The following is a 14,860-nucleotide window of genomic DNA, read 5'->3' on the forward strand; positions in this document are numbered from 1 at the left end:
TTGGAGTGGTCATGGTCTGCTTCCCTTTTGAGTTTTTGAATTTGTTGTTGCGTTCAAGTTGGGTACAGATTACTGACCCATCGAAAAGGGATAAATCGGCTGGAATGTGTTTCACCGTCAACTTCAACAGGACAGTGGCAAGATCGATACGCATATAGAGGCGCCCGCCGAAATATTTACCGAAGCGACGAATGCTATGCTCTTCAAGGAGAAAACGAGGGGTTTCAAATGAACAGATCAGCCACTGACAGCGTCGCGAGCGAAGTTCGCAAGCTCGCCGCAGAACACAAGATCAGCGCTGACCGTGACAGCCTGAGTTGCATGGCGGTGACCATCACACGTTTGGCGGGCGATATCGTTGAGCTGGACGGCGTTGAGCAACTGCTGGTCAATCTGAAAAGAAAGGGCGTGCTGAACAAGGCAGAAATCATGGCGCTGCAAGGGCGCTATCTTCAGGAAAAAAGGCGTTTGAAAAAGCAGCTTAGCGCGTGACTTTCGACCCCTTCGGCGATTTCGAGACTGAGGCTATCTTCAAAACTCGCTCAAACTGAAAGACCCCGTTGAAGTAAAAGAGTCCGAACACCTTTCCTTCGAAGCCAGTATCGAAGATGCCCTGGCGTTTCTGGCGAAGAAAAGATCCATCGACTACAACGCCGTCCTCAAAACACACGAAATCCTCTTCTCCGGTTTTTATCCCTGGGCGGGAAAAGACAGGAACGAACTCGTCCCTCATCTGGCGGTTTTCAAGGGATCGAAAGATGATCCTCAGCACACGATATTCGAACGCCCCGACCTGATCAAAAGGTCCGTCGAATACGCCCTTGAACTGGCGGCAAATAAAAAACGCTTCCGCGATCGGCCCGGCGAGGTGATGGGGCAATTGGCTTCTGCTCACCCGTTTCTGGATGGCAATGGCCGCACCATACTGCTCATTTACATGGAGTTGTGCTTTCGGACCCGGTTCGCCGTCGATTGGTCAAAAACCAGCAAGGACGACTATCTCAATGCCCTCAGTGACGAGATCCGCAATCCGTTTAAAGGCCATCTGGACAGTTATTTGAAGCCCTTCGTCATCGACATCTCCAATCGAGACGAATGGCCCGGGATGATTGGCGGCATCAAAGGCCTGGATGGGCTGGACAAGGAAGGCATTACCTATGCAAACCTCGATAATCCTGAAGTCCAGCAGCTCTATAAAGCGTATAGAGCGCAGCCCCTCGAGTGAACATCGCGCTATCGGCCATGCCGCTGTCGAGACTCTGATTCGAACTCAATGAAAAAGCCTGCTTTTCAGGGCAGGCTTTTCGCTTGGCGCACTTGGGGCTTATTTCTGCTGAGCGGTCAGCGCCGAGTAGCTGTTCATCAGGTTGCGGTAGTTGGGGATCCGCTGCGACAGCAGATTGCCCAAGCCTTCAATGTCGTTGCGCCAGTCGCGGTGCAGCTCACACGCCACCGAGAACCAGTTCATCATCTGTGCACCGGCCTGGGTCATGCGACTCCATGCTGCCTGCTGCACCGTGGTGTTGAAGGTGCCGGACGCATCAGTCACCACAAACACCTCAAACCCTTCCGCCAGTGCCGACAAGGTCGGGAACGCTACGCACACATCCGTCACCACACCGGCAATGATGATCTGCTTGCGGCCGGTCGCCTTGATTGCTTTGACGAAGTCTTCGTTGTCCCACGCATTGATCTGGCCTGGGCGAGCGATGTACGGCGCGTCCGGGAACATCTCTTTCAACTCTGGCACCAGCGGGCCGTTCGGGCCCTGTTCGAAACTGGTGGTGAGGATGGTCGGCAGTTCGAAGAACTTGGCCAGATCAGCCAGGGCGAGCACGTTGTTCTTGAATTCGTTTGGCGAGAAGTCCTGCACCAGGGAAATCAGGCCGGTCTGGTGGTCGACCAGCAGCACGATAGCGTCGTCTTTGTTCAGGCGGTTGTAGGTTGGAGTGGTCATGGTCTGCTTCCCTTTTGAGTTTTTGAATTTGTTGTTGCGTTCAAGTTGGGTACAGATTACTGACGCATCGAAAAGGGATAAATCGGCTGGAATGTGTTTCACCGTCAACCTGAAACGGACAATCATTCGCTATTCAAGTCCAGCCCTCCAGGCGCATCGTCGCGCGCACCAGCCGCTGCTCTTCGCTTTCGATCTCCTTGAGGTTGTCACTGATGCTCTGGATATGCGCGACAGCAGCCTTGCGCGCCTGTTCAGGCAGGCGCCCGGTCACGGCGTTGTAGAGGCGCGCGTGTTGGCGGTCAATCTGGCGTTTTTGCGGTTCGCGGTGATAGAGATTGTTGACCGAGGCGAACACCGTGTTGAGCAACAAATCCGTCAGTGAGCGCAGGGTCTGCACCAGCACCGGGTTGTGTGAAGCCTCGCAGATCGCCAGATGGAATGCGTGGTCGAGCCGCGCATGTTCGGATGCTTGCAGCTCACAGCCATGCGCATCGAGCAAAGCCTGATAGCTGCGGGTGATCAGAACGAAATCCGCTTCGGTGCCGCGCAACGCCGCCAGCCGCGCCGACTCGCCCTCCAGCAGGCTGCGCACTTCAAACAAGTCGTACAGGGTGCGCGGTTGCGAGCTGAACAAGTGCATCAGCGGCGATGCGACGCCCTGCCCGGAAAGGTCGGCGACAAATGAGCCTTTACCCTGCTTGGTGCTGATGATCCCGCGGGCGCGGAGCAGTTTCAGGCCTTCACGCAACGCGGTGCGCGAGACGCCGAGTTTTTCCGTCAGCCGGCGTTCAGAGGGCAATAGTTGCCCGGTCTTCAACACGCCGTCGACGATCAATCGCTCGACACGTTCGCAAACCACATCCGCCACCTGCACAGTCCGTCCTTCACTGGTATGACCAGCCATAACTCTGCATCTCCCTGCTTAGCGATTGCATCGCATCTTGTTGTTTTAAAAGACTTGAGTGGCTTCATACGAAAAACCCGGCAAAAAGAACTGGTTCGACCAGTACCGGACGACGTAGACAGTATTGCCCGTGCGCCCAATGATGCAAGCACGCCCATGTGGCGTCGGCCTGTCAAAAACAATAACCAAGGGTTGCCTGCCCGCGATGAATATTCTTTACGACGAACGCGTTGATGGCGTGTTACCGGCCACCGATAAACCCGCACTGCTCAGCGCGCTGCGGGCGCAAATGCCGGAGCTGGAAATCCTCCACAGTGAAGAGGCGCTGAAACCGTACGAATGCGATGGTTTGTCGGCCTACCGCACCACACCGATGCTGGTGGTGCTGCCACGCGAGCTCGAACAAGTCGCTACCATCCTCAGGATCTGTCATCAACAACGCGTGCCAGTGGTGCCGCGCGGCGCCGGTACCGGTCTGTCCGGTGGTGCCCTGCCGCTGGAAAAAGGCGTGCTGCTGGTGATGGCGCGCTTCAACCGGATACTCGAAATCAACCCTGCCGGACGTTTTGCGCGGGTCCAGCCGGGCGTGCGCAACCTGGCGATTTCCCAAGCGGCCGCACCGCATGGTTTGTATTACGCGCCGGATCCGTCTTCGCAGATCGCCTGCTCCATCGGCGGCAATGTCGCGGAAAACGCCGGTGGCGTGCACTGCCTGAAATACGGTCTGACCGTGCACAACCTGCTCAAGATCGAGATGCTCACTGTCGAGGGTGAGTGCCTGACGCTCGGCTCCGACGCATTGGACTCACCCGGTTTCGATCTGCTCGCACTGTTCACCGGCTCCGAAGGCATGCTCGGGGTGATCACCGAAGTCACCGTCAAACTGCTGCCCAAACCACAAACCGCGAAAGTCCTGCTCGCGGCGTTCGACTCGGTGGAAAAAGCCGGGCGCGCGGTTGCTGACATCATCGCCGCCGGGATCATTCCGGGCGGCCTGGAGATGATGGACAACCTCGCCATCCGTGCTGCCGAGGATTTTATCCACGCCGGTTACCCGATTGATGCCGAAGCGATCCTGCTGTGCGAACTGGACGGCGTCGAAGCCGATGTCGACGACGACTGCCAGCGCGTGCGTCAGGTGCTGCAACATGCCGGTGCCACCGAACTGCGCCAGGCCAAAGACGAGGCCGAGCGCGTGCGTTTCTGGGCCGGACGCAAGAATGCCTTCCCTGCCGTCGGCCGGCTGTCGCCGGATTATTACTGCATGGATGGCACCATCCCGCGCCGCGAATTGCCCGGCGTGCTTCAGGCTATTGCCGATTTGTCCATCGAGTACGATTTGCGCGTGGCCAACGTCTTTCATGCTGGCGACGGCAACATGCATCCACTGATTCTGTTTGATGCCAACCAGCCCGGCGAGCTGGATCGCGCGGAAGCCCTGGGCGGCAAGATCCTTGAGTTGTGCGTCAAGGTCGGCGGCAGCATCACCGGCGAACACGGTGTCGGCCGCGAGAAAATCAACCAGATGTGCGCGCAGTTCAGCAGTGATGAATTGACTCTGTTCCATGCCGTCAAAGCAGCATTCGACCCCGGCGGCCTGCTCAATCCCGGGAAAAATATTCCGACCCTGCACCGCTGCGCCGAATTCGGTGCGATGCATGTCCACCACGGCCAGTTGCCCTTCCCCGATCTGGAGCGTTTCTGATGACGGTCGAACATGACAACGACGCCGCCGCCGAACTGCTGCAACAGGTTGAGCAGGCGCTACATGACAAACTTGCGTTGCGCATCCAGGGCGGCAACAGCAAGGCCCATCTGGGCCGCGTGACCCACGGCGCGTTGCTCGATACTCGCGTGCATCGCGGCATTGTCAGCTACGACCCGACGGAACTGGTGATCACCGCACGCGCCGGCACGCCATTGGCCGAACTCAACGCGGCCCTCGACGCGGCCGGACAAATGCTGCCATGCGAGCCGCCACACAGTGAGGCGGGTGCCACCGTCGGTGGCATGCTCGCTGCCGGGCTGTCCGGGCCGCGCCGCCCCTGGGCCGGATCCGTGCGCGATTACGTACTGGGCACGCGGATCATTACCGGCCATGGCAAACATCTGCGTTTTGGCGGCGAAGTGATGAAGAACGTTGCCGGCTACGATGTCTCGCGCCTGATGGCTGGCAGTTTTGGTTGCCTGGGATTGCTCACTGAAGTCTCGCTGAAAGTCCTGCCGAAACCACGTCACAGCCTGAGCATTGCCCTGGAAATCAGCCGCGAGCGTGCGTTGCTCAAACTCGCCGAATGGGGCCAACAACCGGTTCCGATCAGCGCCGCCAGCCACGACGGGCAACGCCTGCATCTGCGCCTGGAAGGCGGTGAAGGATCGGTGACGGCGGCTCATGACCGACTCGGGGGTGAACCGCTGGACACGGCGTACTGGGCCGATCTGAATGCTCAGCGCCTGGCCTTTTTTGCCGATCCACGGCCGCTCTGGCGCCTGTCAGTGCCGCCGCACACAGGCCCGTTGAGCCTGCCCGGCGAACAACTGATCGATTGGGGCGGAGCCCAGCGCTGGCTGAAGTCCGACGCCAACGCCCTGATCATCCGCGCCATCGCCACCCAGGCGAGCGGTCACGCCAGCTGCCATGCAAACTGCGCACAACCGTTCCAGCCGCTCGCACCGGCGTTACTGCGCTATCAGCAATCACTGAAGACGCAACTGGACCCGCAAGGGATTTTCAACCCGGGCCGAATGTACGCAGAGATCTGATCATGCAAACCACCCTGAGCGAAAAATCCCTGCGCCTTAAGCGCGCCGCAGAAGCCGAGAGTATTCTGCGCAGTTGCGTGCATTGCGGGTTCTGCAACGCCACCTGCCCGACCTATCAACTGCTCGGCGATGAACTGGATGGCCCACGCGGCCGGATTTACCTGATCAAGCAAGTGCTCGAAGGCAATACCGCAAGCGCCACCACCCAACAACATCTCGACCGCTGCCTGTCCTGCCGTAATTGCGAGACCACCTGCCCGTCCGGTGTCGACTATCACAACCTGCTCGATATCGGCCGTGCGGTGGTCGATGATGCAGTGCCGCGCAGTCCCGGCCAGCGTCTGTTGCGCCAGGGTTTGCGCAGCGTGTTGACTGAGCCGCGGTTGTTCAAACCGTTGCTGATCCTCGGTGAACGACTGCGTCCACTGCTGCCGCAGGCTGTGCAAATGAAGCTGCCGCGACACATTGCGCCGGCCAGACCCAGACCAGCGCGAACGCGGGCCCGCACGATGCTGATGCTCGAAGGCTGCGTACAGACCAGCCTGTCGCCCAACACCAGCGCCGCGACCGCGCGGGTGCTCGACCGTCTGGGCATCAGCATCCTGCCGATCAGCGAGGCCGGTTGCTGCGGTGCGATTGACTATCACCTCGACGCCCAACAGGCCGGACTGCAGCGCGCGCGGCGCAATATCGATGCGTGGTGGCCGGCGATCGCAAGCGGCGCCGAGGCGATCGTGCAAACCGCCAGCGGGTGTGGCGCCTTCATCAAGGACTACGCTCACCTGCTCGAACACGATCCGGCCTACGCAATGAAAGCCGCCAAAATCAGTGCGATCAGCAAGGATCTGGTGGAGATTCTGCAGGCGGAACCGCTGGCACAACTGGTCGTGGCGCACAACGATCAACGTCTGGCGTTTCATTGTCCGTGCACGCTTCAGCACGCGCTCAGACTCGGTGGCGCGGTGGAAAGTGTTCTGACACGGCTGGGGTTTCACCTCACGCCAGTGCCCGACAGTCACCTGTGCTGCGGTTCCGCCGGTACCTATTCGATCACCCAACCTGCACTTTCCCGGCAATTGCGCGATAACAGGATCAATGCGCTGGAAAGCGCCTCGCCCAGCCTCATCGTCACCGCCAACATTGGTTGCCAGATTCACCTCGACAGCGCTGGCCGCACACCGGTCAGGCACTGGATCGAGGTGCTTGAAGAGTCCCTTCTCGCGCAGGAAAAACCATGAACAGCAAATTCGTATTGAGCCAGAGAGAAGTCGCGCTGATCCTCGCCGCCGGGCGCACCGAGGCGCAGCGCAATCAATGGCCGGTGAGTATTGCCGTGGTCGATGATGGCGGCCACTTGCTGGCGCTTGAGCGCCTCGACGGTTGTGCACCGATCGGCGCCTACATCTGCATGGAAAAGGCCCGCACTTCAGCCCTCGGTCGCCGCGAATCGACTGTCTATGAAGAGATGGTCAACAACGGTCGCAACGCGTTTCTCTCGGCGCCGCTGCTGACCTCGCTTGAAGGTGGCGTGCCGATCATTGTCGACGGACAAGTGATCGGTGCGGTGGGCGTGTCCGGGGTCAAATCCGCTCAGGACGCGCAGATTGCCAAGGCTGCCGTCCTCGCGCTGCAAGGTTATTCGTAGAACGGCTCGACGGCTTCGCGACTGCCGACAAAAAACTGTCCGCAAGCAGGCGCAAGGGTTGCAGGTCGAAGTCCCTGCAGCGGTCCCTCATCAGCTGTTGGAAATGACGGTAAACCGCAGCGTGGTCGCTGATGGTCTCAGTCGAACAGGTCCCGAGGCAGCTCGACCCGCGCCACCAGGCCACCGCCGCTGCGATTGCGCAGGGTCAGCTCACCACCCTGCTCGCGCACGATCGCCTGCGCGGCCGAAAGCCCCAGCCCGACGCCGCCGGTATCACGATTGCGCGAAGCTTCAAGGCGATAGAACGGATCGAAAACCCGCTGCAGCGCCGACTCGGGAATCCCCGGCCCTTGGTCGCACACCTCGATGCAGATCGTATGGTCGTTACCGCTCAGTGCGATGCTCGGTTGCTGCGCGTATTTGGCGGCGTTTTCCAGCAAATTGACGATCACCCGCTTGATGCCCAGCGGCCGCCCCTCATACACCAGATGCGCGGGGCCACTGAAGTCGACAGCGAGGTGCTGGTCGCGGTAATCGTCGATGATGGTTTGCAGCAACTCCGACAGGTCGAACGCGGTGGGCTGCTCGCGGTGAGTGTCCTCACGAAAGAACGCCAGCGCGGCGTTGATCATCGACTGCATTTCTTCAACGTCACGGATCAGCTTGTGCTGATGATCGAGGTCTTCCATGAACTCGCTGCGCAAGCGCATGCGGGTCAGCGGCGCGCGCAGATCGTGGGAGATGGCCGCGAGCATGTGCGTGCGCTCGGCGATGAAATGCTGGATCTGCGCCTGCATGGTGTTGAAGGCGATGATTGCCTGACGTATTTCGTCCGGGCCTTCGACGTTGATCGGCGGCGCCCGCAGATCGCTGCCAAAGCGCCGGGCGGCGCTGGCGAAACGCTGCAGCGGAGTGGCCAACTGGCGCGTGGCGAGCCATGCCACCAGCAAGGTGGCGATCAATCCGAGGGCGATGACCACCGCGATCCGCGTGCCGACGTCGAGGCCCCAACTGCGTTGCGGCGGGGTAAACGACAACCAGCTGCCATCGACCAATTGCACCAGCGCGACGTAGTGCGCGCGCGGGCTGTCGCGCGGAAAGTCATCGGGGCTGAACACTTCGATTTCACGGTCGTCACCCAGCAGTTGTTGCATCACCGGCCCCCTGCCCGCCTCGATTGGCGTGCCGATCGCAGGCAGATCGAAGTCGGCGCGCCGAGCATGCCAGACCACGTTCAGCATCGAACTGGTTGCCGCGCTGGCCAGTTGCGGGCGCAGCGACGTCGGGGCGGCTTCGATCAGCCGCGTGGTCACGGCAATCTGTTCGAGCAGGCCGGTGCGTTCAATGGGCGGGCGCGCCCAGATGCCGGCGACCTGGACGAACAAGGCATTGAGTGCCAGTGAAGCCAGCATCGCCGCGAGGATGGTCAGGGCAATCCGCCGTCGCAGGGTATCGCGGCGCAACAGACGGCGGATCACGAACGGCTGACCTTGGCGGTGAACATGTAGCCTCCGTTGCGCACAGTGCGGATCAGGTCTGGACGCTTGCTGTCGGGCTCGATCTTGCGTCGCAGGCGACTGACCTGGACATCGATGCTGCGATCAAAGGCGTCGTGGCCTTCGCCACGCGTCAGGTCGATCAATTGTTCGCGGGTGAGAATGCGCTGGGGATGATCGAGAAACACCACCAACAGGTCGAATTCGCCAGCGGACAGCGGAATCATCACCTGCTCCGGCGAGCGCAACTCGCGACAGGTGATATCCAGGTGCCAACCGGCGAACACAATCACCGGTCGCGGGCGTTCACTGGCGGGACTTGGCTGCTCGCCGGCACGACGCTGCACGGCGCGCACCCGGGCGAGCAATTCGCGTGGTGCGAAAGGCTTGGTCAGGTAATCGTCGGCGCCAAGCTCCAGGCCGACGATGCGATCGCTGAGCTCGGCCATGGCCGTGAGCATGATGATCGGAATGCCCATCTGTGCGCGGATTTTCTGGCACAGGCTCAGGCCGCCTTCGCCGGGCAGCATGACGTCGAGAATAATGGTGTCCGGGCGCTGCTGCGCAATGGCCGCCCACATCGCCACGCCATCGGGCGCGACATCGACCTCGTAGGCATGCTGAACGAAGAACTTCTTCAGCAGGGACAGCACTTCCATGTCGTCATCGACGATCAGCAATCTGCTCACGGTCACAGGATCCAAGGGCCAAAAAAGAGCGCATCTAAAACCATTTCGCCGTTCGGGTCATTTATTTCAATCACGCAACATTCCTTCCGCGCCGACAACAATCGGACATTCCCGGGCAATCCTCCTCGGGCACTCTGCGGGACTTTCATCGCAGGGGGCTCCCATGAAGGAATTCAATCAGAGGTACACCGCCAAGTGCCGCGCCAGCCATCGTCCGTTGATCCTTAGCCAGCGCACTACGGCTCCCGGGCACGATACGCCGATTCTGTTTCAGGAGTCGTGCCTGGGCCTGACCGGCAATCAGGAGCGCATCGTCCTGCGCCGCTATTTCGAACAATTCAGCCCGGACAACGCGCACTGGGTGGAATACGTGCATTCGATTCCAGTCACCGACCTCGTGCACTGGATCATGCGCCACGGCCAGTTGCATATCGAGTGCTCGGACAACGCCCCGCCAGCCCACAAGGAAAGCCATTGATGATCAGCAATTTCTCGAAGTCGCTGGTGCTTTCAGCCACCTTGAGCCTGCCGGCATGCAGCAATAAAACCGTCGAACCGAAGATGTACAGTGGATTTCTGCATGACTACAGCCTGTTGAGCGAACGCCAGTCACCGTCGGGGCAGACGGTACTCGGATGGGTCAGCCCGGCATTGGCCCGAGGCCGTTATACCCAGGCCTATCTGGCGCCCAGCCAGTTCTACCCGAGCGTCGCACCGACCGAGCGGATTCCGCTGAGCACGTTGTCCGGCGTGACCGAATACTATGACGCGGCGCTCAGACAGGAACTGGGCAAAGTCATGCGCCTGGTGTCGACACCGGGGCCCGACACCCTCATCGTGCGACCGGCGATTACCCGGGTCGCGACCCGCACCCAGGGTTTGCGCTTTTATGAATGGCTGCCGGTCACGCTGGTCGCAGCAGGCGTGAGCACCGCCACCGGCATTCGCGACCAGGACAGCGAAGTCGCCACGGAAGTGTCGTTCGAGGATGGTTCGACGGGTGAGGTGGTTGCCGAAGTGGTCCGCAAGGGTATCGGCGTGCCGCTGGAGAACGACAAACAAGTGCTGAGCGCCGATGACGTCAAGATCGTGCTGGACGGCTGGGCCGGCGATCTGGGCAAATCCTACCTGGCGTTGCGCAAGTAAACGGCCGTCGGCAAGGCGAGGTGTGCGTCGGTTATGAACTAATAACACCTTCATTAAGCGGTCGCTGAAACGTTGTACTAGGATAGGATCCAGTTCCCGAGGCGTTTTCACCGGTCAAGGAGCTTCACCCCCGGCGCCTGCGGGACACGAGCCGCCCATTGCAACTCATGGATGAATGACATGAACTCACAGCTGTTCCCGCAGATTGGCAAAGTAATTGCCAGCACCGGCAGCCGGCATTTTCCGCGCATGCTTCACGACCTGATCCTCACTCAACTGGCGGTGGACGCCACGCACATCCGCCAGATGCGTGTCGAGTCGGTAAGCCGTACATCCCTTCGCAACGGCCCCGAACCGCTGAAAGAGCCAGCACTGCTGGCCGAAACGCTGTTCTCGGAACACAGCGCGATGCCCAGCGACGAGCTGCCGCCGGCAGAATCAGCCAACGTCACCGATGCCTCGCAATTGCACCTGACCCGACGCAAGGACGGTTTTCGCTACGTGATTTCGGTGTACCGCAACGGTCAGTCGCAACGTTTTTCCGCCCGGGAGCGCAGCCTGTTGCAAGACATCTCCCCAGTGCTGCTGCCGATGGTCGAGAAACATATCAACGCCGTGCAACCCGCCTGCCCTGAAGCCGAAAGCCCCAGCGAAGCCCCCGAGGGCACCGGGCTGCAAACCCTGCGCTTGCGCTTCACCGAACGTTTGCAGCAATTGGGCCTGAGCCTGTCGAACCGTGAAACCGAGGTGTGCATCGGCCTGCTTGCCGGGCACACGGCACCGGAACTGGCCGAGCAATTGCAACTGAAGGTCAACACGGTGGAGAGCTATCTCAAACGGGCGGCGATCAAGCTGGGCATCAGTGGCCGGCATTCGTTGATGCGCTGGATGTATTCGCCACAGGAAACCTCGGCATCGAGCGCTGCCTGATAACACTGCAGAACCGCTGTTCGATAACGCCGCTGTTGATCGTTCCCACGCTCTGCGTGGGAATGCAGCCCGTGACGCTTCGCGTCACTGGACGCAGAGCGTCCCTAAAGGCATTCCCACGCGGAGCGTGGGAACGATCAACAAGCGCGGGCTGTCAGTCGCGGGCGAGCGCTTCGATCGGGTCGAGGCGCGAGGCGTTGCGGGCCGGGACGAAGCCAAAGACGATGCCGATCAACGTCGAACAGATCACCGCCGTGAGCACCGAGGTCAGCGAGAAGACCATCTCCCACTCCTTGATAAACAGCGAAAACAGATGGCCGATCGCGTACGACAGGGAAATCCCGATCGCCCCGCCCAACAGGCAGACCATTACCGCCTCCACCAAAAACTGCTGACGAATGTCCGACTGCCGCGCGCCGACCGCCATGCGAATACCGATCTCGCGGGTGCGTTCGGTCACCGACACCAGCATGATGTTCATCACTCCGATGCCGCCGACCACCAAGGAAATCACCGCAATCAGCGACAGCAACAACGCCAGCGAACGACTGGTTTTCTGCACGGTCTGCAAAACGCTGTCGAGGTTGTTGGTGAAGAAATCCTTACTGCCATGGCGTTGCAGCAGCAGTTGGGTCACATGCTCTTCCACCACTTTGCTCGGCTGGCCGTCCTTCATGCGCACGCTGATGCTGTCCAGATAACGCTGGCCCAACACCCGCCCCGCAGCGGTTTCATAGGGCACCCAGACGTTGAGGGTCTTACCCGAGGCAAACAGGCTTTTATCCGGCGCGGCGACGCCGATCACCGTGCACGGCAGGTTGCCGATCAGGATCACCTGACCCAGCGGATCGACATCCTGGCCAAACAAGCGTTGCCGGGTGTTGTGATCGATGACCACCACTTGCGCCTGGCGCCGCGCATCGCTTTCGCTGAACGCAATACCCGCCGCCATCTTGATGCCGCGCACCTTGAAGTACTGATCGCTGACGCCGTTGACCTGGGCATCCAGATCGATATTGCGGTAGCGCAGCAACAGGCTGCGGCCAATCATCGGCGTGGCGCTGTCGACGTAATACAGCTGATTCAGTGCCGTGACATCGGCCGGCGTCAGGGTTTCGATGGCCGCCGCACGCTTGTCACCGTAGCTGGTGCCGGGATAGACATCGATGGTGTTGCTGCCGATGGCCGCGATGTCCTTGAGCACGTAGTTCTTGGCGCCCTCGCCGACCGCCGAGATCGATACCACCGAGGTGATGCCGATGACGATGCCGAGCATGGTCAGCAACGTCCGCATGCGGTGCGAGATCAATGCGACCCAGGCCATGCTGAAGGCTTCCTTGAACAGTCCTAGGCTGGCGACTAGACGCCGTGAAGCGTTGGCTTTCGGCGCCACCGGCTCATCGCTGAGCAAGTGCGTGGTGTCACGTTCGTTGGCACGGTCGCTGAGGATTTCGCCGTCGCTGACTTCGATGATGCGCTCAGCGTTGGCCGCGACTTTCGGGTCGTGGGTCACCAGAATCACCGTGTGCCCGGCCGCGTGCAGCTCCAGCAGAATGCGCATCACCTCTTTGCCGCTGGCCGTGTCGAGCGCGCCGGTAGGCTCGTCGGCGAGGATCACTTCGCCGCCGTTCATCAACGCCCGGGCGATACTGACCCGCTGCTGTTGGCCGCCAGACAACTGGCTCGGTCGATGCGTCAGGTGACCTTCGAGGCCCAGTCGCGCCAACAGCTCTCGGGCCCGGGCATGGCGTTGCAGCTGTGGCGTGCCGGCATAAATCGCCGGCATCTCGACGTTGTGCATCGCACTCAGGTGCGGCAGCAAGTGGTAACGCTGGAAGATGAAACCGAAGTAGTCACGACGCAGTTCGGCGAGTGCCTGATTGTCCAGATCACGGGTTTCCTGACCGTTGATCTTGTAGCTGCCGGCGGTGGCGTAATCGAGGCAACCGAGGATGTTCATCAGCGTTGATTTGCCGGAGCCCGAGGCGCCGATGATCGCGACCATTTCCCCGGCATGGATCGTCAGGTTGATGTTCTTCAGCGCGAGAAATTCGCGGTCGCCGGCAGTGAAACTGCGGGTGATGCCGGTCAGCTGTAACAGTGGCTCAGTCATGCTCAGGCCCCCGCCACATTGGTCAGCGGATCACCGATGACCACGCGATCACCTTCAGCCAGACCATCATTGATCTGCACTTTGACGTTGTTGTTGATCCCGGTCTGCACATTGCGCGACTGCGCGTGCCCCTTGGCATCCAGCACCCGCACCGGAAAGCTGCCATCGGCATTGCGCGGGCCGAGCGCCGCCACCGGCACGGTCAGCACTGCCTTGGCGGTGTCGAGGACGATGCGCACCTGCGCGGTCATCGAAATGCGCAGGCGATGGTCGGGGTTCGGCACTTCAAACAAAGCGTTGTAGAACACCGCGCTGCTTTGCTTCGGCGTGCCGGCGGGCGGGGTTTCGAGAAAATTCTGCGGCGCTGGATCGGTACCGCGCAATTTCGCGTAGTAGCGTGTGTCCTCGCCAAGAATGGTGAAATACACCTCTTGCCCCGGCGCGATATGGATTACATCGGCTTCGGAGACCTGCGCCTTGACCGTCATGGTGTCCAGGTCCGCCAGTTTCAGCAGGACCGGCGCCAGTTGGCTGGCGATCACCGTTTGCCCTTCTTGAGTGACCACGCCGACCACATCGCCATCGATCGGCGCGACAATCCGCGTGTACGCCAGATTGACCTTGGCCGTGTCGATCTGGATGTGCGCGCTTTTGATCTGCGCATCCAGCGACATCAGATTGGCCTGCTGCACCTGATAGTTGGATTCGGCGGTTTCGAAATCCTGGCGCGAAATCGACGCATCTTCCTGCAGGTTCTGATAGCGCTCGTAAATCGCTTTGGTCTGTTTGAGCTGGGCCTGCGTGGCGCGTTTTTGCGCCTGCAGGTTTTCCTCATCGACCTGAGCCTGACGCAGGGTGTTTTGCAACACCAGCGGATCGATCTCCGCCAGCCACTGCCCCTTCTTCACCTTGTCGCCGACCTTGACCTTCAGCGACTTCAGTTGGCCAGAGACCTGAGCACCGACATCAACCTGCTTGATCCCTTCGAGCACGCCGGTGGCCAGCACCGCGTTCTCAATGTCATCGCGCTCGACCGTGGCGGTCAGGTACTGCGGCGCCTCGGCCGGTGCCTGCACCGTGTAAAACACCAACCCCGCCACCACCGCCAACGCCAAACCCATACCGGTTTTGCGCCACTTCGACTTTTCCATAAATGCCCACAAGTCCGTTCAGGATCGAGCCCGGCGCGACGCCGGGCTCTGCTAGATAAACAACAA

The 14,860-nt window shown here is 60.5% G+C and carries 14 protein-coding genes and 2 pseudogenes; 9 read left to right on the plus strand and 7 right to left on the minus strand.

The annotated features are described in order from the left end of the window. Positions 1–228 precede the first annotated feature (228 nt). Entirely contained in the window at positions 229–492 is a 264-nt protein-coding gene (locus CQ009_RS17395) for a hypothetical protein (RefSeq protein ID WP_105707741.1), read from the plus strand. After that, positions 489–1,225 (plus strand): annotated as a pseudogene (locus CQ009_RS17400) (Fic family protein). Before CQ009_RS17395 ends, CQ009_RS17400 begins: the two are co-directional and overlap by 4 nt. Before the next feature lie 99 nt (positions 1,226–1,324). Here CQ009_RS17400 and ycaC read toward each other — a convergent pair. Then, on the minus strand, positions 1,325–1,957 hold the full coding sequence (ycaC, locus tag CQ009_RS17405) for an isochorismate family cysteine hydrolase YcaC (RefSeq protein ID WP_007915995.1): 633 nt from the start codon (positions 1,955–1,957) through the stop codon (positions 1,325–1,327). A gap of 133 nt (positions 1,958–2,090) precedes the next feature. Next, a complete protein-coding gene (gene glcC / locus CQ009_RS17410) occupies positions 2,091–2,861 on the minus strand; it encodes a transcriptional regulator GlcC (protein ID WP_064390447.1) in 771 nt (256 codons plus the stop codon). Positions 2,862–3,066: 205 nt separating this feature from the next. On the opposite strand from glcC, the gene glcD reads away from it, so the two are divergent. The 4 genes from glcD to CQ009_RS17430 are packed head-to-tail and all read left to right on the plus strand — an operon-like array spanning position 3,067 to position 7,269. Next, the gene (gene glcD, locus CQ009_RS17415; protein WP_105707743.1) at positions 3,067–4,566 is read left to right on the plus strand and encodes a glycolate oxidase subunit GlcD; all 1,500 of its coding nucleotides are present in this window, start codon (positions 3,067–3,069) and stop codon (positions 4,564–4,566) included. Then, positions 4,566–5,624, plus strand: a complete 1,059-nt coding sequence (glcE, locus tag CQ009_RS17420) for a glycolate oxidase subunit GlcE (RefSeq protein ID WP_105707745.1) — start codon at positions 4,566–4,568, stop codon at positions 5,622–5,624. Before glcD ends, glcE begins: the two co-directional genes overlap by 1 nt. A gap of 2 nt (positions 5,625–5,626) precedes the next feature. Beyond that, positions 5,627–6,862: a glycolate oxidase subunit GlcF gene (gene glcF / locus CQ009_RS17425; protein ID WP_105707748.1), complete on the plus strand. Its 1,236-nt coding sequence runs from the start codon at positions 5,627–5,629 to the stop codon at positions 6,860–6,862. Further along, positions 6,859–7,269: a heme-binding protein gene (locus CQ009_RS17430; RefSeq protein WP_105707750.1), complete on the plus strand. Its 411-nt coding sequence runs from the start codon at positions 6,859–6,861 to the stop codon at positions 7,267–7,269. Before glcF ends, CQ009_RS17430 begins: the two co-directional genes overlap by 4 nt. Here the strand turns inward: CQ009_RS17430 and CQ009_RS30250 are convergent. From CQ009_RS30250 to CQ009_RS17445, 3 genes and pseudogenes are all read right to left on the minus strand, one after another. After that, positions 7,260–7,396, minus strand: a pseudogene (locus tag CQ009_RS30250) (gfo/Idh/MocA family oxidoreductase); the annotation flags it as partial. The gene CQ009_RS17430 and the pseudogene CQ009_RS30250 overlap by 10 nt on opposite strands. A gap of 10 nt (positions 7,397–7,406) precedes the next feature. After that, positions 7,407–8,747, minus strand: a complete 1,341-nt coding sequence (locus CQ009_RS17440) for an ATP-binding protein (RefSeq protein ID WP_105707752.1) — start codon at positions 8,745–8,747, stop codon at positions 7,407–7,409. After that, positions 8,744–9,454, minus strand: coding sequence for a response regulator (locus CQ009_RS17445; protein WP_256585448.1), 711 nt, complete (start codon positions 9,452–9,454; stop codon positions 8,744–8,746). Before CQ009_RS17445 ends, CQ009_RS17440 begins: the two co-directional genes overlap by 4 nt. Positions 9,455–9,617: 163 nt before the next feature. On the opposite strand from CQ009_RS17445, the gene CQ009_RS17450 reads away from it, so the two are divergent. The 3 genes from CQ009_RS17450 to CQ009_RS17460 all read left to right on the plus strand — a co-directional run bounded on the left by CQ009_RS17450 (position 9,618) and on the right by CQ009_RS17460 (position 11,530). Continuing rightward, entirely contained in the window at positions 9,618–9,932 is a 315-nt protein-coding gene (locus CQ009_RS17450) for a hypothetical protein (protein WP_105707757.1), read from the plus strand. Next, positions 9,932–10,600 carry a DUF3313 domain-containing protein gene (locus CQ009_RS17455; protein ID WP_105707760.1) on the plus strand — a complete coding sequence of 223 codons (669 nt, stop codon included), beginning with the start codon at positions 9,932–9,934 and terminating at the stop codon, positions 10,598–10,600. The genes CQ009_RS17450 and CQ009_RS17455 overlap by 1 nt, the downstream gene beginning before the upstream one ends. Positions 10,601–10,780: 180 nt before the next feature. Further along, positions 10,781–11,530, plus strand: a complete 750-nt coding sequence (locus CQ009_RS17460; protein WP_064390456.1) for a helix-turn-helix transcriptional regulator — start codon at positions 10,781–10,783, stop codon at positions 11,528–11,530. A 154-nt stretch (positions 11,531–11,684) separates the two neighbouring features. On the opposite strand, the gene CQ009_RS17465 is transcribed toward CQ009_RS17460, so the two are convergent. Together CQ009_RS17465 and macA are read right to left on the minus strand one after the other, a co-directional pair. Then, positions 11,685–13,643: a MacB family efflux pump subunit gene (locus tag CQ009_RS17465; protein WP_105707762.1), complete on the minus strand. Its 1,959-nt coding sequence runs from the start codon at positions 13,641–13,643 to the stop codon at positions 11,685–11,687. Between the two features lie 2 nt (positions 13,644–13,645). Continuing rightward, a complete protein-coding gene (gene macA, locus CQ009_RS17470; RefSeq protein WP_105707765.1) occupies positions 13,646–14,794 on the minus strand; it encodes a macrolide transporter subunit MacA in 1,149 nt (382 codons plus the stop codon). Positions 14,795–14,860 lie beyond the last annotated feature (66 nt).

It is taken from the genome of Pseudomonas sp. MYb2, assembly GCF_002979955.1.
Classification (GTDB): domain Bacteria; phylum Pseudomonadota; class Gammaproteobacteria; order Pseudomonadales; family Pseudomonadaceae; genus Aquipseudomonas.